Genomic DNA, 20,943 nt, shown 5'->3' with positions numbered 1-20,943 from the left:
TGCTGGTGACCAGCCTAATCCGCGCGTTGACCCAGCACGGCGAGAGGCGGTCAGGCCGACACCGCGTTTCCCGCCGCCAGGCCCGAAGCGCCCGCGTCGGCCGGTGTGTGAAGCTGTGGCCATGAACAGCATCCAGATCGCGGATGAGACGTTTATCGCCGCCGACGGCGCACGGGTGGGGGCCGCGGTAGCCGATCAGGCGAGCTGGCGCCGCTGGTGGCCGGACCTGCGGCTGGAAGTCGTCGAGGAGCGCGGGGAAAAGGGCATCCGGTGGGCCGTCACCGGTGCCCTGACCGGGACCATGGAGATCTGGCTGGAGCCCTCGCTGGACGGCATCGTGCTGCATTACTTTCTGCACGCCGAGCCGACCGGTGTGGCGGCCTGGCAGCTGGCCAAGCTGAACCTGGCCAAGATGACACACCGCCGTCGGGTGGCGGGCAAAAAAATGGCCTTCGAGGTCAAGGCGACGCTGGAACGGTCACGTCCGGTCGGAGTTTCTCCGGTAGTTTAGCCGGGTCGGGTTCGCGCAGGGAGTACCGTGTCGGACCGAGACCCGCGGGGTCCCCTGCATCGGAGGGGTCGATCCGTTCGCGGGAGAGAGGGCAACAACCAGGTGGCGGAGAAGACGAGGCAAACCATCTATATCGAAGCCGACCCGGGCACCGTCATGCAGGTGATCGCGGACATCGATTCCTACCCCCAGTGGATCTCGGAGTACAAGGAAGCCGAGGTTCAGGAGAAGGACGCCGACGGCTACCCCAAAGTGGCGCGGATCGTCATGGACGCCACGGTGATCAAGGACACGATGGTGATGTCCTACGAGTGGCCCAAGGATCGCCAATCGGTGAGTTGGACGCTCGTGTCGAGCTCTCTGCTGCGTTCGCTTGAAGGCTCATATAGATTGGCGCCAAAAGGATCTGGCACCGAAGTCACCTACGAACTGTCCGTCGACCTGGCCATGCCGATGATAGGCCTGCTCAAGCGCAAGGCCGAGCGCCGGTTGACCGACACCGCACTGAAGGATCTCAAGAAACGAGTCGAGGCTGAGTGAGTCCACTGAATTCCGAGCGCCCGCCCCGGCCCGGATCAGCCTTTTCGTCGGCAAAGGCGGGGTAGGGAAATCCACCCTGGCTTGCGCCACCGCCGTGGGCGCCGCGAGCGCCGGGCAGCGAGTGCTTGTCGTCTCCACCGACCAGGCGCACTCGCTGGGTGACGTCCTGGGCATCGCTGTCCCGCCCAGCCAGGGCCAGCCGGTGCGGGTGCTTGCCGACCTGGAAACCGGGCAGGCAGAGGCCGGTGGTGGGTTTCTCGACGCACTGGCGTTGGACACCCTGGCCCTGCTCGAGGTCCGGTGGCATGACGTGGTCGCCACACTCGACCGGCGCTTTCCGGATTCGGAGCTGAGTACCATTGCGCCCGAAGAACTTTCCGCCCTACCGGGTGTTCAGGAAGTGCTCGGTCTGCATGCCGTCGGTGAGCTGGCCCGCTCCGGCGAATGGGACCGCGTGGTGGTCGACTGCGCGTCGACCGCCGATGCTTTGCGGATGTTGACGTTGCCCGCCACCTTCGGGCTGTATGTCGAGCGGGCGTGGCCGCGGCATCGGCGGCTGTCCGTCACCGCCGACGATGGCCGGTCGGCGGCGCTGGTCGAGTTGCTGGAGCGGATCAGCTCTCATGTGGAATCGCTCAGCAGGCTGCTCACCGACGGTGATCTGGTCAGCGCGCACCTGGTGCTGACCCCCGAGCGGGTGGTGGCGGCCGAGGCGACGCGAACGCTGGGCTCACTGGCCCTGATGGGGGTGCGCGTCGAAGAGCTGATCGTGAACCAGGTTCTGCTGCAAGACGACTCATACGAGTACCGCAACCTGCCCGACCACCCGGCCTTCTACTGGTACACCGAGCGCATCGCCGAGCAGCGGGGTGTGCTCGACGAGCTCGACGCCGCCATCGGTGAGGTGGCGCTGGTGATGACCCCGCACCTATCCGGCGAACCGATCGGCGCCAAGGCGCTGAGCGGGTTGCTCGACGCGGCCCGGCGGCGGGGCGGCGCGGCGCCACCCGGCCCGTTGCGGCCCACCGTGGACCTCGAGTCCGGGACGGGACTGGCGTCCATCTATCGAATGCGGCTCGCGTTGCCGCAACTCGACCCCTCGGCCTTGACGTTGGGCCGCGTCGATGACGATCTGATCATCAGTGCCGGCGGATCGCGGCGCAGGGTTAAGTTGGCATCAGTACTTCGGCGGTGCACGGTGCTGGACGCACATCTGCGGGGGAGCGAGCTGACGGTGCGATTTCGACCAGATCCGGAGGTGTGGCCTAAGTGAGTGGGGCTCATTCCGACATCGGTCCGGAACTGCGCAGGCTCGCCCAGACGATCCTGGACGGCATCGACCCCGCGGTGCGCGCGGCGGCGGCGCTGACGGCCGGCGCGGGCGTCGGCACCGGCAAGTGTCAGCAGATCTGGTGCCCGGTGTGCGCGCTGGCCGCGTTGGCAACCGGCGACCAGCACCCGCTGCTCACCGCAATCGCCGACCACAGCGTCGCCCTGCTCGAGGTGATCCGCGACATCGTCAACGACATCGACCGGTCCACCAAGCCGACACCGGAACCGCCGAACGGACCGCCCGGCGGCGGGCCCGCCCCGCCGGGCGACGCCAACGACTTCGCGTCGCGAATCCGTTATCAGCCCATCCCCGTCACGCTCGAGGAGTGAGCGGGCTGCGTCGCAGGTGGTCCCCGCCGATGGGGATGGGTACAGTTGGCGCAGAACATCAGCGCCTGCAGCCGAGAGGGAGGGCCATGTGGTACTGGCTATTCAAGTACGTACTGCTCGGCCCGCTGCTGTCACTGCTGGGACGGCCGAAAGTTGAAGGCTTAGAACATGTTCCGAGTTCTGGGCCGGCGATACTGGCCAGCAACCACTTGGCGGTGATGGACAGTTTCTACCTGCCGCTGGTGGTGAAGCGCCGGATCACGTTCTTGGCCAAGTCGGAATATTTCACCGGTACCGGACTGAAGGGCTGGTTCCAGCGGTGGTTCTTCACCGCGGTCGGCCAGGTGCCGATCGATCGCACCGACGCCGACAGCGCCCAGGCCGCGCTGAACACCGCCCAGCAGGTGCTGAGCCAGGGCAAGTTGTTGGGCATGTATCCCGAAGGCACGCGGTCGCCGGACGGACGGCTCTATAAGGGCAAGACGGGGTTGGCGCGGCTGGCCCTCGAGACCGGTGTTCCGGTGATCCCGGTTGCAATGATCGGCACCAACGTCGTCAACCCGCCCGGGACCAACATGCTGCGGTTCGGCCGAGTCACCGTCCGCTTCGGCAAGCCGATGGACTTCTCCCGGTTCGACGGGCTGGCCGGCAACCGCTTCATCGAGCGGGCCGTCACCGACGAGGTGATCTACGAGTTGATGGGGTTGTCCGGCCAGGAATACGTCGACATCTACGCGGCGAGCCTGAAAAACGGTGGTAGCGGCAACGCGGCCAACGGCGAGGCCGTGCGGATCCCGGCAACCGCCGCGGGTTAGCCGGCCGCGGTAACCGGCGTCAACTGCTGTGGAGCGGTATCCCGTGCGACCCCGCGAGCGGTGACGGCGACTCCCACGGTGACAATGACCGCCAGCGCCCACCACACGTAGGACATTCCGGCCAACTGGCGCCACCAGGCCGCGCTGGCCTCGTGATGCTTGGGCAGCAGGTCGATCGGCGACCAGCGCATCAGCGCTACTCCGACAGCGCTGACCACCATCAGCCCCGCGTTGCGGCGACGCCAGCCCAAGATCCCCGTCACCAGCACGGTTGGCAGCACCCAGACCCAGTGGTGCGACCAGGACACCGGCGACACGTCCAGCCCGAACAACGCGACGCACACCAACGCAAGCATGGGCTCGTCGGCGCGCAGCGCGCGTCGCATCGCCCACACCGTCAGTGCGAGCACCAGCAGTGATGCGGCCACCCAGAGCAGCGACCGGCCCTGCTCTCCCAGCCCCAGCCGGGCCAGGGCGCCGGCGATGTTCTGGTCGGTGTTCAACGACGCAGAACCGATCCGGTCCGTGTGATGCACGGTGTGCGTCCAGTACTCCCACGAGTCGTTCCAGGCCAGCACGAAACCGAGCAGCGTCGCCCCCACGAAAGATGCCACGGCGGTCAGCGCCGCGCGATAGTCACGCCGCAACAGGAAATACAGCAGGAACACCGCGGGGGTCAGCTTCAATGCCATGCCCAGGCCCAGCAGCAGCCCGCGCGGCCACGCCGTGCGGCGCGGCGCGCAGTCGGCGATCACCAGCGTCATCAGCACGACATTGATCTGTCCGAAGGCGAAGTTCGAGCTGATCGGCTCCAGCCAGATCGACGCGGCCGCCGTGGCGACGATCGCCAGCCACCACCGGCGCAGCCAGGCCGGGCCCCGCAGGGCCGACGACGTGCTCCAGACGTCCAGCCGGGTCAGCACCATCACGGTCGACACGACCAGCAGCACCAGCGTCAAGGCGGTGATGGCGACGCTGGCGGTGGGCATGTGCATCCATGCGAACGGGCAGAACAGGATCGCCGCCAGCGGCGGATAGGTGAACGGCAGATCCACGATCGGCGTATGGAACAGCACCTCCCCGCGGTACAGCGGATGGCCGTCCATCCAGGCCTTGGCGCCCATCTGGTAGACGTCGATATCGATGCGATAGGGCGTGTGCCCGAACAGCTGCCAGGCCGCATAACTCAGCCCCGCGGCGGCCACCAGCCAAGCCAGCGACCACCACAGCACCCACCCGGGTCGGTTGCCCACGCCGGGCGCCTGCCGTGTACTCATGTCGCACATCAGCGTAGTGGGTACCCGTGCCCGGACCCGCCTGGTGCGGCGCGGGTCCCACGACCCGAGCGCAGACAGGCGTAGGTTTCAATAGTGCTCCATTCGTTCGTGGCCGAGGTGACCCGATGGTTTGCACATGACATTCACGAGAGTGGCCACCTGCCACTGCTGTGCTGCCTGGTCGCCTTCATCCTGACGTTCTTCGTCACGCGCACGTTCGTGCGTTTCATCCGCCACCGCGCCGAAACCGGCCGCCCCACCCGATGGTGGCACCCGCGCAATGTGCACATTGGGGGAGTGCACATTCACCACGTGACCTTCGGGGTGGTGCTGACCCTGCTCTCCGGGCTGATGCTGGTCACGCTGTCCATCGACGGTCATGAGCCCGAGTTCATCATTGCCGCAACACTTTTCGGCATCGGTGCCGCCTTGGTCCTCGACGAGTACGCGCTGATCCTGCACCTGTCCGACGTTTACTGGTCCGAGGACGGCCGCACCTCGGTGGACGCGGTGTTCGCCGCCGTGGCGGTGGGCGGGCTGTTGATCATGGGACTGCACCCGCTGATGTTCTTCCTGCCGATCTGGCACGGCGCCGACTCGACGGTGCTGCGGGCGGTGGTGGGCAGCGCGATGGCGTTGACGTTGCCGATGGCGGTCGTGGTGGTGCTCAAGGGCAAGGTGTGGACCGGCCTGCTGGGCATGTTCCTGGTCATCCTGCTGGTCATCGGTGCGATCCGGTTGTCGCGCCCGCACGCCCCGTGGGCGCGCTGGCGGTACTCCACGCGGCCTGACAAGATGCGTCGCGCGCTGCAACGCGAGCGGACACTGCGCCGCCCGGTGGTGCGGGCCAAGCTGTACTTGCAATGCGCGATCGCCGGCACACCGCGGTTGCCCGACGAACGCATCATCGATGCCACGCTCGACCAGGAAATCCACCCGGCGCCTGCGCCCACCGGGCCCATCCTGATCAGCCGATAGTCTGCTGCTTACACCGCCGGCCGGCACCTCGCTCGCGCCGGTCTAGGCTTCCCGGGTGCGGTATTTCTACGACACCGAATTCATCGAGGACGGCCGCACCATCGACCTGATCTCGATCGGGGTGGCCGCCGAGGACGGCCGTGAGTACTACGCGGTATCCACCGAATTCGATCCCGAGCGCGCCGGCCCCTGGGTGCGCGCCAACGTGCTGCCCAAGTTGCCGTCGCCCGCGTCGCGGCAGTGGCGCTCCCGCCGGCAGATCCGGGACGACCTGGAGGACTTCTTCGGCATAAATTCTGAGCAGGCGGCCGCCGAACCGATCGAGCTGTGGGCGTGGGTCGCGGCCTACGACCACGTGGCGTTGTGCCAGTTGTGGGGGGCCATGCCGGAGTTGCCGCGATCCATCCCCCGATTCACCCGCGAACTGCGGCAACTATGGGAAGACCGGGGCAGCCCGCGGCTGCCGCCGCGGTCGTCGGATGCGCATGATGCGCTCGTCGATGCGCGCGATCAGCTCCGCAGATACCGGCTCATCACATCCGCAGGTTGAAGACAGCGGGCGAAATGCCGCGGGCCGAGTCACGTTCGCGCAGATCAGCCTTGACCCGGGGCGGCGGCGCCCCAGCTAAGATGAACCGATGAACTGGACCGTCGACATACCGATCGATCAGCTGCCGCCGCTGCCGCCGCTGCCGACCGATCTGCGGGCGCGGTTGGATGCCGCGCTGGCCAAACCGGCCGCCCAGCAGCCAAGCTGGCCTGCCGACCAGGCGTCGGCGATGCGTACGGTCCTGGAGAGTGTGCCGCCGGTGACGGTGCCCTCGGAGGTCGCCCGGTTGCAGGAGCAGCTCGCCCAGGTGGCGCGCGGGGAGGCGTTTTTGCTGCAGGGCGGCGACTGCGCGGAGACGTTCACCGAGAACACCGAACCCCACATTCGCGGCAACGTGCGCACCCTGCTGCAGATGGCGGTCGTGCTGACCTACGGCTCAAGCCTGCCGGTGGTCAAGGTGGCCCGCATCGCGGGGCAGTACGCCAAGCCACGATCGGCCGACATCGACGCGCTGGGGTTGAAGTCTTACCGCGGCGACATGATCAACGGCTTCGCCCCGGACGCCGCCGTGCGCGAGCACGACCCGTCGCGGTTGGTGCGCGCCTACGCCAACGCCAGCGCGGCGATGAACTTGGTTCGCGCGCTGACGTCCTCCGGATTGGCCTCGCTGCATCTGGTGCACGACTGGAACCGGGAATTCGTCCGGACCTCGCCGGCCGGCGCCCGCTACGAGGCGCTGGCCACCGAGATCGATCGCGGCCTGCGCTTCATGAGCGCCTGCGGCGTGGCCGACCGCAACCTGCAGACCGCCGACATCTATGCGAGCCACGAGGCTTTGGTGCTCGACTACGAGCGGGCCATGCTGCGCCTGTCGGAAAGCGACAGCGGCGAACCGCTGCTGTACGACCTGTCGGCGCACACCGTGTGGGTCGGCGAGCGCACCCGCCAGCTCGACGGAGCCCACGTCGCCTTCGCCGAGGTGATCGCCAATCCGATCGGCGTCAAGATCGGCCCTACGATCACCCCCGAACTGGCCGTCGAATACGTCGAGCGGCTCGACCCGCACAACAAGCCCGGCCGGCTCACCTTGGTGAGCAGGATGGGCAACAACAAGGTTCGCGATCTGCTGCCCCCGATTGTGGAGAAGGTCCAAGCCACCGGTCACCAGGTGATCTGGCAGTGCGACCCGATGCACGGCAACACCCACGAGTCGTCGAACGGCTACAAGACCCGCCACTTCGACCGCATCGTCGACGAGGTCCAGGGCTTCTTCGAAGTGCACCGCGCGCTGGGCACCCATCCGGGCGGCATCCACGTCGAGATCACCGGCGAGAACGTCACCGAGTGTCTGGGTGGGGCGCAAGACATTTCGGACATGGACTTGGTCGGTCGTTACGAAACCGCGTGTGATCCACGGCTGAATACCCAGCAGTCGCTGGAGTTGGCCTTTCTCGTCGCCGAGATGCTGCGCGACTGATCTATCTAAAGCAGTCCGTTGAGGTTGCTCCCGACGGTCCACGCCGCGGTGGCGATCAGCCCGGTGATCGCCAACACCAGCGCCACCCAGACCAGCACCATGCGCCGTCCGTGCTGGCGCGCCCACACGAACTCGCTGATCGGGATGCCCGCGAATTCAACTGTGACAGGCCCGTATTCGTAGTCGCCCTCGGGCTGGTCGTCGGCCTGCGCGGGGGGTTTCGGCTCCGACCAATCCTCGGGGCCCCGCGTCATCCGGCGAGTGGGGTGACGCACCGGCGTCGGGCCGGCCGGATCCGGCCGTTGCGCAGCGGCCGGTCGCTGGGCGTCGCGGCTGCGCTGCAGCTCCGCCGACCGGTGCTGCGCGGAGTTTCGTGGCGCCGGCACCCGAAAGTCCGGTAGCGCAAGCTCTTCGGCGATCGCATCAAGGTCGGCGCGCATCTCGATGGCGTCGGCATACCGCTCGGCCGGCTCGCGGGCCGTCGCACGCCGCACGAATTCGTCGATCCGCGCGGGCACACCGTCGATGACCGCGCTGGGCGGCGGCACGTCGGTGTCCAGCCGCTGATAAGCAAGCGACAACGCCGAGTCGCCGGTGAACGGCGTCCGTCCGGTCAGCAACTCGTAGGTCATGATCCCCGCGGAGTAGACGTCGCTGCGCGGACTGGCGTCGCCGTCTCGCACCTGCTCTGGCGACAGGTATGCCGCGGTGCCCAAAATCACGCTGGCAGAGGTGATTCCGGCCGCCGCGACTGCGCGGACCAAGCCGAAGTCGGCGATCTTCACCTCGCCGTCGTCGGAGATGAGGACGTTCTCGGGCTTGACGTCGCGATGCACCAGGCCGGCCCGGTGCGCCGCAGCGAGCCCGCCGAGCACCGGACGAAGCACGGCTGCTACCGCGTACGGCGGCATGGGTCCGCGCTCACCCAGCAACTCGCGCAGCGTGCCACCCTCGATGAGCTCCATCACCAGGAACGGGTGCCGGGCGTCCAGGCCCTGGTCGTAGACCGCGACCAGCCCGGGATCCTTGAGCCGGGCCACTGTTTGGGCCTCACGCTGGAACCGGGTCAGGAACTGTGGGTCGCCGGCGTAGCGCGAATCCATCACCTTCACCGCCACGGGGCGGTCGAGCCGGGTGTCCAGGCCGCGATACACCGTTGACGTGCCGCCGCTGGCGATCCTGGACTGAACCAGGTAGCGGCCGTCCAGCAAAGCGTTGTCCAACGGATCGACGGGTTGGCGACGGGGCGGTCCGGGCCGGCCCGAGGCCGGGGTCGCGCCCGCTCGCGGGGAAGGGCCGGGCGATTCAGCTTTGGCCACGGGGCCATCGTATGTGCGCTGGCAGGATTGCCCGGCAGAACCGGGTTCAAGGTCGGAATCTAGGAATACACTTGCCCGGATGAGCAGTATTCCTGCCGGCGACGATGTGCTGGAGCCCGACGAGCCGATTTATGACTTGAAGCGGGTCGCCGAATTGATGGGGGTGCCGGTCACCAAGGTGCATCAGCAACTCCGGGATGGGCACCTGGTTGCGGTGCGGCGCGAGGAGGGCCTGGTGGTGCCGCAGCTGTTCTTCACCAAATCCGGTGAGGTGGTCAAAAGCCTGCCGGGTTTGTTGACGATCCTGCACGACGGCGGCTATCACGACACGGAGATCGTGCGCTGGTTGTTCACCCGAGATCCCTCGTTGACGGTCACCCGGGACGGCAGCCGGGATGCCCTCAACAACGCCCGCCCCGTCGACGCCCTGCACGCCCACCAGGCGCGGGAAGTCGTGCGCCGGGCGCAAGCGATGGCTTGCTGAGTTCGTTCACTATCCGGCGGCGACGTCGGCTTGCTCGGCTTGGCGCGCGGGAGCTCGATACAGGCTGTACCAGGCGATCACCGCGCAGGCAGTGGCCAGCGAGAAGTGCAGCCACGAGTACATGCCATGCGAGCCATCGGGTTTGAAGATCACCATCACCCAGGTCGACAAGCCGCCGATGATCGCGACCGCCCGTCGGGACTGCGCCAGCGGGGCCACGATCGCCAGCGGCCACGAGTAGTACCAGGGCAGCGCGGCGGGCACGAACAGCACCACGATCAGCATCGACCACGCGATACCGGTCAGCGCGGCCCGGTCGTCGCGGCGGAACCGCCACCACAACAGCGGTAGTGCAACCGCGATGATCGCGACGCCGATCAGCCTGGTGACGCGAAGGATCGGATAGAAGCTCACCGGGAAGAACGCACCGCCGATCGCGTGGATCAGGTTGGCAGCCGCGGTCGGCACCGTCAGCCAGTTGATGATCTTCACCGATCCGGCCAGCGCGGTCAGCCAGCCAAGGCCGACGCCGGCCACCGCGGACACGACAGCGAAGACCACGGTGAAGATCGACATCGATAACGCCGTCGCGATGAAAAACGCTGGCACCGGCCGATATCCCCGCCGATCGCGCAGCCGCCGCATCCACACCCACACTAAAAACGGAAACGCGATGCCCGCGGTGGCTTTGACCGCGATGGCGATCGTGAGCACCGTGATGCCCGCAACGTGGCGGTCACCGAACATCAGCGCGATACCGGCGGCCATCAAGCCCACCATGAGCATCTCGTTGTGCACGCCGCCCATCAGATGAATGAGCACCAGAGGGTTGAGCACACAGATCCACAGCGCCGTCGAACCGTCGGCGCCCAGATGGCGCGACAGGCGGGGCGTCGCCCAGATCAACAGCACCAGGCCGGGCAGCATGCACAGCCGCAGCAACGCTGTGCCGGCCACCACGTTGTTGCCCACGATGATGGTGACGATCTTCGCCACCAGAATGAACACCGGGCCATAGGGTGCGGTCGTGATCGACCAGATGGGACTGACGTTGTCCAGCAGGCCGTTCGGGTTGGCGACGGGACCGACCGCGTACGGATCCAGCCCGTCGCGCAGCAGCGCGCCCTGCGCCAGGTATGAGTAGGTGTCCCGGCTGAAGACGGGCACCGACACCAGCAGCGGGGCCAGCCAGAAGCCGGTGGTGGCTTTCATGACGAACTCGCTCGCCTCGCCGGCCAGCACCCGACGGCCCAGGCCCAGCCACGCGATCAGCATCAGGCCAACGCCGGTCCACAACACGATCGACGACAGCACCAGGCCGTGGCCAAACCGCAACCAGGACATGTGCATTGACTCGAGCAGCGGATCGTGCTGGCGGGTGCTGCCCGCGCCCAGCCCGCCCAGGGTGATCAGCGCCGATCCCAGCATGCCCAGCTTCGCTGGACGGGAGTCGCCCGCGGCCACGAAGGCCTTCAGCTGCGAAAACCATTCGCCTCGAGAGGGTTCGGCCGCTGGCGAATCCGCCGCCGAGGTGTCCGTGGGCGTCGTCATCGGCTCAGGCGGACCGGTTCGTGGCCAGCTTGGCCAATTCAGACAGTCCCGCTTTGGCCGCGGTGTTGATGGGCGCGGCCGCCAGTGTGGCCAGTGCCCGCTGGGTCAGCGCGGCGATCCGTTGTTCGGCGGCGGCCAGAGCCCCCACCGACTCGATGGCGTCCCGCAGCCGATCCACCTGCGCGTCGGTCAGCCCGGCCCCGACCGAGGTCCGTAAGAGTTTGGCCGCCAACGGATCTGACTTCTCCGCCAGTTCCACCGCCTCGGCCAGCAGCACGGTGCGCTTGCCCGATCGCAGGTCGTCTCCGGACGGCTTACCGGTGACCGCTGGGTCGCCGAAAACCCCGAGGACGTCGTCGCGCAGCTGAAACGCCACCCCCAGGTCGGTCCCGAATTGGCTGAAGACGTCGTGGACATCAGGCCGGTCCGCCGCTGCGGCCGCCCCGAGCTGCAGCGGCCGAGACACCGTGTAGCAGGCGGTTTTGAAGGTATCGACGTTCATCGCCGACGCGATCGATGCGGCCGCGCTGGCCTCGGCGACGATGTCGAGGTACTGCCCGCCGAGCACCTCGGTGCGGATGTTCGCCCACACCCGGCGCACGCGCCGCTGGGCCTGAGGCGTCAAGTCGGCGCCGAGGACGATGTCGTCGGCCCAGGCCAGTGCGAGGTCACCGAGCAGGATGGCGGCCGACATGCCGAACTGCTCCGGCGAGCCGTGATATCGCCGGTCGTGATGCAGTTTCGCGAACTGCACGTGGGTGGTCGGCCGGCCCCTGCGGGTTGAGGAGCCGTCGATCAGGTCGTCGTGCACCAGCGCGCACGCGTGCAATAGCTCGAGCGCGGAAAACAGCAGCAGCACTTGCTCATCGGGGGCTTCGGTGGTCACGGCGCGCCAGCCCCAATAGGCGAACAAGGGCCGTAGCCGCTTACCCCCGTTGAGCACGAAATCTTCCAGCGCGGCGATCAGACCGCTGTACTCCTCACCGATATACGCCGTCTCGGTGCGACGGTCCTGCAGGTACCGCCGCAACTGGTCGGTGATGGCGCCGGTCAACTCGACGGTTGCCGCTGCTTCTGAAGCTCCTAGGCTCAGCGCGGCACCCCTTTCTGCTCTCGGCTGGCTGGTATTCCAGGCCCGATCAGTGTATTCGCCGCGCCGGCCGAGCCGCTTCGCACATGACGCGGACCGCCCGACCCAGTTGCTTCGCCTGTCTCATTAACCCGCCCCTATGCTGGCGGGTGCGCTGGGCCCGCGGAAACCGGGCGGCCCCAGGGCGCCCCGGGAGTCGTCAGATGGAGAGAAGCCGCGTGACCCTCAACACCATTGCGCTCGAGCTGGTGCCGCCGAACGCCGACGAAGGTCGGCAGCGGGCACTTGAAGAGGCGCAGAAAGTGGTGCGGAATTCCGCCGAATCCGGGCTCGACGGCCGGATCCGGCACGTGATGATTCCCGGGATCATCGCTGAGGACGACGACCGTCCCATTCAGATGAAACCCAAGTTGGACGTGCTCGACTTCTGGTCGGTCGTCAAGCCGGAACTGCCCGGCATCAAGGGCCTGTGCACGCAGGTCACCGCGTTCATGGACGAGCCGTCGCTGCGCGCCCGGCTGACGGAGCTGACGTCGGCCGGCATGGAAGGCGTTGTGTTCGTCGGCGTGCCGCGCACCATGAACGACGGCGAAGGCTCCGGCGTGGCGCCCACCGACGCCCTGTCGATCTACCGCGAGCTGGTGAAAAACCGCGGCGTCATCTTGATCCCCACCCGGGACGGCGAACACGGCCGGTTCAACTTCAAGTGCGACCAGGGTGCCACCTACGGCATGACCCAGTTGTTGTACTCCGACGCCATCGTGGGCTTCTTGAGCGAGTTCGCCAAAGAGACCGACCACCGGCCGGAGATCCTGCTGTCGTTCGGCTTCGTACCGAAGATGGAGAGCCGGGTCGGACTGATCAACTGGCTCATTCAGGACCCGGGCAACCCGGCGGTGGCAGGCGAGCAGGAATTCGTCAAGAAGCTGGCCGCCGGCGAACCCGCGCAGAAGCGCCAGCAGATGGTCGACCTCTACAAACGCGTTATCGACGGGGTCGCCGAGCTCGGATTCCCGCTGAGCATTCATCTAGAGGCGACCTACGGGAATTCCGGACCGGCCTTCCAGACGTTCGCGGAGATGCTCGCCTACTGGTCACCGGTCCGGCCCGACTAGTCAGCCAGGCGGCGGTTGGTCGCGCGGCGCCGTCAGCCGCGGTGACCGATCCCGGCTGACCCAGGCCAGCACCCCCACCACGCCCGCGGCCGCGAACGACGCGATGCACAGCCACACCACCGCTCCGGTGAAGGACCGGGTGTTGGGGTCGGTGTAGCGGGCCTGGGCGGTCATGGTGGTCACCACGCCCGGTTTGAGCTTCCACGCCACCACGTCGGGTTCGACCCGGTCGCCGTTGGTGGAGGTCACCACGCCTGGGAAGGCCACCGTCAGCTCGACGTCGGCCTCGGGGTCGGTCAGCGACGTCAGGTCCGCCCGTCCCTCCAGGATCACCAGGTTGCCATTGCGCCGCAGCGTCAGGTTCACCCCGGAGGCGTCGGAGTTCATGTTGGCCAGCTGCGGCAACTCCGCGAACGTCAGATCGGAGAACACCGCCTGCGAGCCGACGTAGCCGTCGCTGTCGTAGTTCGACACCGCGACCTTCTGGCTGAACGGCAGGTTGTTGCTGTCCAGTTGTGGACCGGTGTCTTTGGACGTCTTGGGTTTGGCGGCGGCGACGATCTCGCCGGACACCAGGTCATCGGCGGAGATGGTGAGCGAGGCCCTGACCCTCAGGCATCCGGTGGCCAGCGGCACCAGCAGCAGCAACATGGCGATGGCCGTCAGGCGGCGCCGCCGAGCTTGGAACACCCGGGATCCTCGGCTGCGGGGCGGGAGGGAGCTGGCTCGCACCAGGTCATCGTGCCAGATCCGATGTGCCACTTAGTGGAGTCTTCGGATCTGTGCCGACTTCGGGTGTTAGAGAGGGAGCTTGCGGCCCAGGATGGCGAACGCCCGCGGGTCGCCGGCGAAGTGGTAGCCCCGGATGACGTCGGTGAAACCCAGGCGCCGGTACAGCCGCCAGGCGCGGTTGGGCTCACCGTTGGTTTCCGGCGTGGACAGGAGCACATTCTGCTCGGCGCGACCGGCGAGCAGGCGTCGCGCCAACGCCTCGCCGAGACCGCGGCCCTGGGCGCGGGGATGGATGTGCAACTCGGTCAACTCGAAATAGCTCTCCATCAGCCGGGAGATCTCTTGGGGCGGCGCGCCGCCGCGCCGCATGCCCAGCACTACCTGCTGCTGCCACCATTGCCCGGGTGCGCCGGGATAGCCGTAGGCCACACCGAGCAGCGGCGCGCCGGCCAAGTCTTGCGCCGACGGCGGCTGTGCGGCTGCGTCTTCGGCTTCCTGGATTTCGACGACGCCGGCGCCCTGCCATCCCCGTCGCCGGATGTGTTCGAGCCACATCGCGGCGCGCTGGTTCTCGGTTCCCCGTGGGTAGCGCATCGCATCGACGTACACCGCCAGGGCGTCATCCAGACGACGCTCCATTTCGTGGGGAAGCAAATCGATGAGGAATATCGCCAACGTGCGGTCTCCTCCTCGTCGCTCGTCCAGGCTCATGCGGCGCCTCGGTGTGGTCGCCGTGGACCCCATTGCCCATTATCGGACCCATACGCCACGGCTGGGCGGGCGGTCGTGGCATCGGACCGCGGACCACCCCGGTTGGGGAAGCCCCTGTAGCGCACGGCCGTTCCGGTCCGGCGGAGCGCCGGCGGGAGGCCGGGATAGAATCGGCGGCGAACCAGTGGTATGGGGCAGATCGACCTCGTATCATTCAATTAGTTGCCCCGGCAAAGGGCATCTGCGTGTTACCAGGTCACGTGCCACACCGTCGGCAAGGAGGGACGAATGCCACTCTCCGATCATGAGCAGCGGATGCTCGATCAGATCGAGAGCGCTCTCTACGCCGAGGACCCCAAGTTCGCGTCAAGCGTTCGCGGCGGCGGGTTTCGTGCACCTACCGCCCGTCGGCGGCTGCAGGGCGTGGCGCTGTTCGTCGTCGGCCTGGCGATGCTGGTCTCCGGGGTGGCCTTCAGGGCGACGATGATCGGAACCTTCCCTATTCTCAGCGTCTTTGGGTTCATCGTGATGTTCGGCGGCGTGATCTTCGCGATCACCGGTCCGCGCTTGTCCGGCAGGGCCGATCATTCCGGGGCGGCTCCCACCTCGCTGCGTCAGCGCCGTAACAAGGGCGGGGGTTCGTTCACCAGCCGCATGGAGGATCGGTTCCGCCGCCGCTTCGACGGCTAGGCGTATCCGCACATTCGGGGTAGCCAGCGGCTGCCCCGATTCGTTTTTCAGGGCGTTTTTCAAGGCTCGGTGGCGGCCGGCCATCCGGTCCCTCACGATCAACCAGCCGATGCCGTTTTGCGGCTCAATCGAGCCCTAACCGAGGCGCGTCTCTGCATTTACCCCCCACCGCGCCCCACTAGAGTCCTCCATAACGCCCCACATTGCGCGTTCTCCCTGGTAGACGGGGTTCGACTGGCGCTCCTGAACACCCCCGACCATCCGCTCGACACACCCTCTGCGGCGCTTTGACGGCGTCCTGACGACGGATAACGCCGGAAAACGCCACCCCAACACCCAAAGATGGGGCGTAGTGGGGGATTGTGGGGTATGGTGGCTGCAGTGTTTGGGTGACCCCACAGGGGAGGTGAGCTGGTGTTTCTCGGCACCTACACGCCCAAACTCGACGACAAAGGGCGGCTGACGCTGCCCGCCAAGTTTCGCGACGCGCTGGCAGGGGGGTTGATGGTCACCAAGAGCCAGGACCACAGCCTCGCCGTTTATCCGCGGGCGGAATTCGAGCAGTTGGCCCGCCGTGCGAGCAAGGCCTCGCGGAGCAACCCCGAGGCCAGGGCGTTTCTCCGTAACCTCGCGGCCGGCACCGACGAGCAGCATCCCGACGCGCAGGGCCGGATCACGTTGTCGGCCGATCACCGGCGCTACGCGAACCTCTCGAAGGACTGCGTGGTCATCGGCGCGATCGACAACCTGGAGATCTGGGATGCGCAGGCCTGGCAGGACTACCAGCAGACCCACGAAGAGAACTTCTCCGCGGCCAGCGATGAAGCACTCGGCGACATCATCTGAGGCGCATGCCCGTGCAACGTGGCCTCTGCCCGAACCGACCCTGGCGTACTTCCCCAACGCCAGGTTCGCGACTTCGGTCAGAGACCTCGATGCAGGGGCTGCCCATCTTCCCGAGCGCTCGGTGAGGCCCGTCCGGGCGGCACAGGCTCGACTCGGCGCGAGGACCCTTCTCGTGGGGACCCGGGTGGCCGACGGGTGCCGGCAGATCCGTGGAGGCGTTGCGGTGGCTGAGAATTCGAGTTCCGGCGATTACGGGCACGTTCCCGTCCTGCTGGAACGTTGCGTCGAACTGCTCAGTCCCGCGCTCACCCGTCACCACCCCGACGGCGCGGGGGCGACGCTGCTCGATGCCACCCTCGGCGCGGGCGGACACGCGGAACGGTTCCTCATCGATCTGCCGGGGCTGCGGCTGATCGGACTCGACCGCGATCCCAGCGCGCTGGACATCGCCCGGGCGCGGCTGGCGGACTTCGCCGATCGGGTAACGCTGGTGCACACGCGCTATGACGGCATTGCTGCCGCTCTGGTCGAATCAGGTTATGCGGCAAACGAATCGGTGGACGCGATGCTGTTCGACCTCGGGGTGTCGTCCATGCAGCTGGATCGCGCGGACCGAGGCTTCGCCTACGCGCAGGACGCACCACTGGACATGCGAATGGATCCCACGTCGCCGCTGACCGCGGCCGACATCGTCAACACCTACGACGAGGCGCAGCTGGCCAACATCTTGCATCGCTACGGCGAGGAGCGGTTCGCACGTCGCATCGCCGCGCACATTGTGCGCCGACGTGCCCGTGCGCCGTTCACGACGACCTCGGACCTGGTAGCCCTGCTGTACGAAGCGATTCCGGCCGCGGCGCGGCGCACCGGCGGACATCCGGCCAAGCGGACTTTCCAGGCGCTGCGGGTCGCGGTCAACGACGAACTGGACACGCTGCGCCGCGCGCTCCCCGCCGCCCTGGATGCCCTGGACGTCGGGGGGCGCATCGCGGTGATGGCCTACCAATCGCTGGAGGACCGGATCGTCAAGCGGCTCTTCGCCCAGGCGGCCGCGTCGCGCACGCCGGTGGACCTGCCGGTCGAGCTTCCCGGCCATGAGCCGCGATTCCGGTCCCTGACACACGGTGCCGAACGCGCCGGCGCCACCGAGATCGAACGCAATCCCCGCAGCTCAGCCGTTCGGTTGCGGGCGCTGCAACGAATGGCATCAGGGCAGGCTAGGGGGAGAGGCGACGCATGAGAGCAGAACGCGAGACGTCGAAACGGCGTGGTGGCAGCGACCGTCGGGCCGGACGCGAGGGTGCTGCCCGGCGCAGCACGCGTCCGGCGGCGGAGTCCGGATCGGCGCGGCGCGCCCGAGGCGGCCGGTCCTCGGCGCCCGCCCGCGAAGCCCGCGCGCCCAAGTCCGGGCCGCAGACCAGCCCCATCGCCCGGCCGGTTGAGCGGCAGGCACGGCCCAAGAACGCCAGCCAGGCCAAGGCGCGAGCCAAAGCGCGGAAAGCCAAAGCGCCCAAGGTGGTTCGCCCTCGCCTGACCGAGCGGCTGGCCGCCCGGCTGGCCTCGGTCGACCTGCGGCCGCGGACGTTGGCCAGCAAGGTACCGTTCGTCGTCCTGATCATCGGTGCGCTGGGCATCGGCCTCGGGCTCACGCTGTGGCTGTCCACCGACTCCGCCGAACGCTCCTACAAGTTGAGCCACGCCCGCGAGCGGAACCGCTTGCTGCAGCAGCAGAAGGAAGCGCTGGAGCGTGACGTGCGCGAGGCGGAGGCCGCCCCGGCGCTCGCGGAGGCGGCCCGCAAGCAGGGCATGATCCCGAGCCGCGACACCGCGCACCTGGTCCAGGACCCGTCCGGGAACTGGGTGGTGGTCGGCACACCCAAGCCGGCCGACGGCGTTCCACCGCCGCCGTTGAACACCAAACTTCCCGACGAGGCGCCGCAACCCCCCAAGCCGCCGGCCGCTGCGCCGGAGGTCGCTACCCCGGTGGAGCCGGCCCCCGGCGGCCCCGCCCCGGCCAGGTCCGGGCCCGAAGCACTGCTGCGCGCTCCCGACGGCGCGTCGACGGTGGGCGGTCAACATCTGGCGCCGGCGGCTCCGGTGCGCGGCGCGCCTGCCGCCCCCGGGCTGCCGGTGACCGGTACGCTGCCCGGCATGCCAGGCGGACCGGCGACGGGTGTGGTGCCCGGCACGCCCGCTGCACCGGCCACCGGTGCGCTGCCCGGGTTGCCGACGCCGGGATTGCCCATGCCGGCCGCGCCCGCGACCCCTGCGGCGCCGGCCGCCGAGGTGCCGATTCCCTTGGCCGGGCTGCCGATTCCGGCTCCCGGCCAGGTGCCCGCGCCGTTGCCCGCCGAGATCCCGGTCCCGTTGCAGTTGGGCCGTCCGGCGGCGCCGCCTCAACCGGTAGCCCCCGCCGCGCCGGCTAACGGCCTGCCCGGACCTGCGGTCGTCGCGCCGCCAGGTGTGCCCAGGTGAGCCGCGGTGAATCCCCGCGGGCACGACGGTCGCAGTCCGCACGGCCGACACGTGGTCCCCGTAAGGACTTGCAGGCCAAGGGCGTACGGCAATCCAAGCGACGCCTGAAGACTCAGCAGGCCGACGCCGGCCGAGAGATTGGTGAGTCGAAGCGATTCCGCAAAGCCAAGCAAGCCAAGAACGGCGGGGCGGCCCGGCGGTCCGAGGCGGTGGCGGCCGGGCACTCGGCGCGGGAACGCCGCACCCGCCAGATCGTGGAGTTGACCAGCCGCGGTGGGTCATTCGTGTTCCGGCATCGGGCCGGCAACGTGGTCATTCTGGTGTTGATGCTGATGGCCGCGGCCCAGCTGTTCGTCCTGCAGGTGACCAACGCCCCGTCGCTGCGCGCCCAGGCCGCCGGTCAGCTCAAGGTCACCGACGTGGAAAAAGCCGTTCGCGGCAGCATCATCGACCGTCGCAAAGACCAGCTTGCCTTCACCATCGAGTCGCGTGCGCTGACGTTTCAGCCCAAACGGATCCGCAAGCAGCTAGAGGAAGCCAAGGCCAAGAACTCGACCGCCCCCGACCCACAGCAGCGCCTGCGCGATATCGCCAAAGAAGTGTCCAGCCGCCTGGGCAACAAGCCGGACGCGGCGACCGTCTTGAAGAAGCTGCAAACCGACGACAACTTCGTCTATCTGGCGCGCGCCGTCGATCCCGCTGTCGCCAGCGCGATCTCGGACAAGTATCCCGAGGTCGGTTCAGAACGCCAGGATCTGCGCCAGTATCCGGGCGGATCGCTGGCGGCCAATATCGTCGGTGGCATCGACTGGGACGGGCACGGCCTGCTGGGACTGGAAGAGGCGATGGACTCGGTGCTGTCGGGCACCGACGGTTCGGTCACCTACGACCGCGGATCCGACGGTGTCGTCATCCCCGGCAGTTACCGCAACCGGCATCGGGCGGTCAACGGCTCGATGGTCCAGCTGACGCTCGACGACGACATCCAGTTCTACGTGCAGCAGCAGGTTCAGCAGGCCAAGAATGTGTCCGGCGCGCAAAATGTCTCGGCCGTCGTGCTCGACGCCAAGACCGGCGAAGTGCTGGCCATGGCCAACGACAACACCTTTGACCCCTCGCAGGACATCGGGCGCCAGGCCGACAAGCAGCTGGGCAACCTGGCGGTGTCCTCGCCGTTCGAGCCCGGCTCGGTGAACAAGGTGATCACCGCATCGTCGGTGATCGAGTACGGCCTGTCCAATCCCGATGAGGTGTTGCAGGTCCCCGGCACCATCCAGATGGGCGGGGTGTCCATCCACGACGCCTGGGAACACGGCGTGATGCCCTACACCACCACCGGGGTGTTCGGAAAGTCCTCCAACGTCGGCACTTTGATGCTCGCGCAGCGCGTCGGCCCAGAGCGTTTCTACGACATGGTCCGTAAATTCGGTCTGGGGCAACGCACCAACGTGGGTCTGCCGGGTGAGAGCGCCGGACTGGTGCCGCCGATTGACCAGTGGTCGGGCAGTACCTTCTCGAACCTGCCCATCGGGCAGGGCCTTTCGATGACGCTGTTGCAGATGACCGGGATGTACCAGACGATCGCCAACGACGGGCTGCGAATGCCACCGCGAATCGTCAAGGCAACCATCGCGCCCGACGGCACGCGCACCGAGGAGCCGCGTCCGGAAGGCGTGCGGGTGGTGTCGCCGCAGACGGCGCAGACCGTGCGCAACATGCTGCGTGCCGTCGTGCAAAAGGACCCGATGGGTTACCAGCAGGGCACCGGGCCTGCCGGCGCCGTGACGGGTTATCAGATGGCCGGCAAGACGGGCACCGCACAGCAGATCAACCCGGCCTGCGGCTGCTATTTCGACAACGTCTACTGGATCACGTTCGCCGGAATGGCCACCGTCGACAACCCGCGGTATGTGATCGGCATCATGATGGACAACCCGGAGCGAAACGCCGACGGCACGCCGGGTCACTCCGCGGCCCCGCTGTTCCACAACATCGCCGGCTGGCTCATGCAGCGCGAGAACGTGCCGCTGTCGCCCGACCCCGGCCCGCCGCTGACACTGCAGGCCACCTAGCGGCTCGCCGCCCATATTTCCGGGCGATCGCCAGGGCGGCGGAGCCGA

Annotated in this window: 21 protein-coding genes; 15 read left to right on the top strand and 6 right to left on the bottom strand. The window is 67.8% G+C overall.

Annotated features, from left to right (window positions below):
- Positions 1–121: 121 nt before the first annotated feature.
- The 5 genes from AC5Y4F_RS12465 (at position 122) to AC5Y4F_RS12445 (ending at position 3,528) form a co-directional block, all read left to right on the top strand.
- Positions 122–511 carry a polyketide cyclase / dehydrase and lipid transport gene (locus AC5Y4F_RS12465; RefSeq protein WP_499996946.1) on the top strand — a complete coding sequence of 130 codons (390 nt, stop codon included), beginning with the start codon at positions 122–124 and terminating at the stop codon, positions 509–511.
- A 102-nt stretch (positions 512–613) separates the two neighbouring features.
- Positions 614–1,051 (top strand): SRPBCC family protein, encoded by a 438-nt coding sequence (locus AC5Y4F_RS12460; RefSeq protein WP_067930610.1) that lies wholly within the window; start codon positions 614–616, stop codon positions 1,049–1,051.
- A complete protein-coding gene (locus tag AC5Y4F_RS12455; protein WP_499997087.1) occupies positions 1,044–2,324 on the top strand; it encodes an ArsA family ATPase in 1,281 nt (426 codons plus the stop codon). Before AC5Y4F_RS12460 ends, AC5Y4F_RS12455 begins: the two co-directional genes overlap by 8 nt.
- Entirely contained in the window at positions 2,321–2,713 is a 393-nt protein-coding gene (locus AC5Y4F_RS12450) for a hypothetical protein (protein WP_499996940.1), read from the top strand. The genes AC5Y4F_RS12455 and AC5Y4F_RS12450 overlap by 4 nt, the downstream gene beginning before the upstream one ends.
- Positions 2,714–2,799: 86 nt before the next feature.
- Positions 2,800–3,528 carry a lysophospholipid acyltransferase family protein gene (locus AC5Y4F_RS12445; RefSeq protein WP_067930604.1) on the top strand — a complete coding sequence of 243 codons (729 nt, stop codon included), beginning with the start codon at positions 2,800–2,802 and terminating at the stop codon, positions 3,526–3,528.
- Here AC5Y4F_RS12445 and AC5Y4F_RS12440 read toward each other — a convergent pair.
- The gene (locus tag AC5Y4F_RS12440) at positions 3,525–4,805 is read right to left on the bottom strand and encodes a glycosyltransferase 87 family protein (protein ID WP_067930601.1); all 1,281 of its coding nucleotides are present in this window, start codon (positions 4,803–4,805) and stop codon (positions 3,525–3,527) included. The genes AC5Y4F_RS12445 and AC5Y4F_RS12440 overlap by 4 nt on opposite strands.
- A gap of 108 nt (positions 4,806–4,913) precedes the next feature.
- Here AC5Y4F_RS12440 and AC5Y4F_RS12435 point away from each other — a divergent pair, with 108 nt between their 5' ends.
- The 3 genes from AC5Y4F_RS12435 (at position 4,914) to AC5Y4F_RS12425 (ending at position 7,810) form a co-directional block, all read left to right on the top strand.
- Positions 4,914–5,783: a hypothetical protein gene (locus AC5Y4F_RS12435; RefSeq protein WP_499997086.1), complete on the top strand. Its 870-nt coding sequence runs from the start codon at positions 4,914–4,916 to the stop codon at positions 5,781–5,783.
- Between the two features lie 55 nt (positions 5,784–5,838).
- Positions 5,839–6,333, top strand: a complete 495-nt coding sequence (locus AC5Y4F_RS12430) for a polyadenylate-specific 3'-exoribonuclease AS (protein WP_067930596.1) — start codon at positions 5,839–5,841, stop codon at positions 6,331–6,333.
- Positions 6,334–6,421: 88 nt separating this feature from the next.
- Positions 6,422–7,810, top strand: coding sequence for a class II 3-deoxy-7-phosphoheptulonate synthase (locus tag AC5Y4F_RS12425; RefSeq protein ID WP_067930593.1), 1,389 nt, complete (start codon positions 6,422–6,424; stop codon positions 7,808–7,810).
- A 5-nt stretch (positions 7,811–7,815) separates the two neighbouring features.
- Here the strand turns inward: AC5Y4F_RS12425 and AC5Y4F_RS12420 are convergent, their stop codons facing one another.
- The gene (locus AC5Y4F_RS12420; RefSeq protein ID WP_499997084.1) at positions 7,816–9,033 is read right to left on the bottom strand and encodes a protein kinase domain-containing protein; all 1,218 of its coding nucleotides are present in this window, start codon (positions 9,031–9,033) and stop codon (positions 7,816–7,818) included.
- Positions 9,034–9,208: 175 nt separating this feature from the next.
- Between AC5Y4F_RS12420 and AC5Y4F_RS12415 the strand changes: the two genes are divergently transcribed.
- Entirely contained in the window at positions 9,209–9,613 is a 405-nt protein-coding gene (locus tag AC5Y4F_RS12415) for an Rv2175c family DNA-binding protein (protein ID WP_067352868.1), read from the top strand.
- Positions 9,614–9,622: 9 nt separating this feature from the next.
- Here the strand turns inward: AC5Y4F_RS12415 and AC5Y4F_RS12410 are convergent, their stop codons facing one another.
- Both AC5Y4F_RS12410 and idsA2 read right to left on the bottom strand, forming a co-directional pair.
- Positions 9,623–11,164 carry an alpha-(1->6)-mannopyranosyltransferase A gene (locus tag AC5Y4F_RS12410; protein ID WP_499996930.1) on the bottom strand — a complete coding sequence of 514 codons (1,542 nt, stop codon included), beginning with the start codon at positions 11,162–11,164 and terminating at the stop codon, positions 9,623–9,625.
- A 4-nt stretch (positions 11,165–11,168) separates the two neighbouring features.
- Positions 11,169–12,218 carry a bifunctional (2E,6E)-farnesyl/geranyl diphosphate synthase gene (gene idsA2 / locus AC5Y4F_RS12405; protein WP_499996927.1) on the bottom strand — a complete coding sequence of 350 codons (1,050 nt, stop codon included), beginning with the start codon at positions 12,216–12,218 and terminating at the stop codon, positions 11,169–11,171.
- 254 nt (positions 12,219–12,472) lie between these two features.
- On the opposite strand from idsA2, the gene AC5Y4F_RS12400 reads away from it, so the two are divergent.
- Positions 12,473–13,369 carry a mycobacterial-type methylenetetrahydrofolate reductase gene (locus tag AC5Y4F_RS12400; protein WP_067930583.1) on the top strand — a complete coding sequence of 299 codons (897 nt, stop codon included), beginning with the start codon at positions 12,473–12,475 and terminating at the stop codon, positions 13,367–13,369.
- Here AC5Y4F_RS12400 and lppM read toward each other — a convergent pair whose 3' ends face one another.
- Together lppM and AC5Y4F_RS12390 are read right to left on the bottom strand one after the other, a co-directional pair.
- Complete coding sequence (gene lppM / locus AC5Y4F_RS12395) at positions 13,370–14,059, bottom strand: lipoprotein LppM (protein ID WP_156749909.1); 690 nt, start codon at positions 14,057–14,059, stop codon at positions 13,370–13,372.
- A 108-nt stretch (positions 14,060–14,167) separates the two neighbouring features.
- The gene (locus tag AC5Y4F_RS12390) at positions 14,168–14,776 is read right to left on the bottom strand and encodes a GNAT family N-acetyltransferase (RefSeq protein WP_499997080.1); all 609 of its coding nucleotides are present in this window, start codon (positions 14,774–14,776) and stop codon (positions 14,168–14,170) included.
- Positions 14,777–15,100: 324 nt separating this feature from the next.
- Here AC5Y4F_RS12390 and AC5Y4F_RS12385 point away from each other — a divergent pair, with 324 nt between their 5' ends.
- The 5 genes from AC5Y4F_RS12385 to AC5Y4F_RS12365 all read left to right on the top strand — a co-directional run bounded on the left by AC5Y4F_RS12385 (position 15,101) and on the right by AC5Y4F_RS12365 (position 20,895).
- Positions 15,101–15,502, top strand: a complete 402-nt coding sequence (locus AC5Y4F_RS12385; RefSeq protein WP_067930577.1) for an SCO2097 family morphological protein — start codon at positions 15,101–15,103, stop codon at positions 15,500–15,502.
- A gap of 414 nt (positions 15,503–15,916) precedes the next feature.
- Complete coding sequence (mraZ, locus tag AC5Y4F_RS12380) at positions 15,917–16,348, top strand: division/cell wall cluster transcriptional repressor MraZ (protein WP_067352892.1); 432 nt, start codon at positions 15,917–15,919, stop codon at positions 16,346–16,348.
- Positions 16,323–17,588: a 16S rRNA (cytosine(1402)-N(4))-methyltransferase RsmH gene (rsmH, locus tag AC5Y4F_RS12375; protein WP_499996925.1), complete on the top strand. Its 1,266-nt coding sequence runs from the start codon at positions 16,323–16,325 to the stop codon at positions 17,586–17,588. Before mraZ ends, rsmH begins: the two co-directional genes overlap by 26 nt.
- Positions 17,585–18,823: a cell division protein FtsL gene (gene ftsL, locus AC5Y4F_RS12370; protein ID WP_499996924.1), complete on the top strand. Its 1,239-nt coding sequence runs from the start codon at positions 17,585–17,587 to the stop codon at positions 18,821–18,823. Before rsmH ends, ftsL begins: the two co-directional genes overlap by 4 nt.
- Complete coding sequence (locus AC5Y4F_RS12365) at positions 18,820–20,895, top strand: peptidoglycan D,D-transpeptidase FtsI family protein (RefSeq protein WP_067930572.1); 2,076 nt, start codon at positions 18,820–18,822, stop codon at positions 20,893–20,895. Before ftsL ends, AC5Y4F_RS12365 begins: the two co-directional genes overlap by 4 nt.
- Positions 20,896–20,943: the final 48 nt, after the last annotated feature.

The organism is Mycobacterium sp. NGS56 (assembly GCF_059812425.1).
The sequence above is the reverse complement of the archived record's forward strand: the minus strand, read 5'-3'. Positions and strand labels throughout refer to the sequence as shown.

Excerpts from the sequence above, each read along its gene's own strand:
- ftsL (WP_499996924.1), top strand. The coding sequence starts at position 17,585 with ATGAGAGCAGAACGCGAGACGTCGAAACGGCGTGGTGGCAGCGACCGT.
- AC5Y4F_RS12385 (WP_067930577.1), top strand. The coding sequence starts at position 15,101 with ATGCCACTCTCCGATCATGAGCAGCGGATGCTCGATCAGATCGAGAGC.
- AC5Y4F_RS12425 (WP_067930593.1), top strand. The coding sequence starts at position 6,422 with ATGAACTGGACCGTCGACATACCGATCGATCAGCTGCCGCCGCTGCCG.
- AC5Y4F_RS12465 (WP_499996946.1), top strand. The coding sequence starts at position 122 with ATGAACAGCATCCAGATCGCGGATGAGACGTTTATCGCCGCCGACGGC.
- AC5Y4F_RS12410 (WP_499996930.1), bottom strand. The coding sequence starts at position 11,164 with ATGACGACGCCCACGGACACCTCGGCGGCGGATTCGCCAGCGGCCGAA.
- rsmH (WP_499996925.1), top strand. The coding sequence starts at position 16,323 with ATGAAGCACTCGGCGACATCATCTGAGGCGCATGCCCGTGCAACGTGG.
- AC5Y4F_RS12445 (WP_067930604.1), top strand. The coding sequence starts at position 2,800 with ATGTGGTACTGGCTATTCAAGTACGTACTGCTCGGCCCGCTGCTGTCA.
- AC5Y4F_RS12415 (WP_067352868.1), top strand. The coding sequence starts at position 9,209 with ATGAGCAGTATTCCTGCCGGCGACGATGTGCTGGAGCCCGACGAGCCG.
- AC5Y4F_RS12440 (WP_067930601.1), bottom strand. The coding sequence starts at position 4,805 with ATGAGTACACGGCAGGCGCCCGGCGTGGGCAACCGACCCGGGTGGGTG.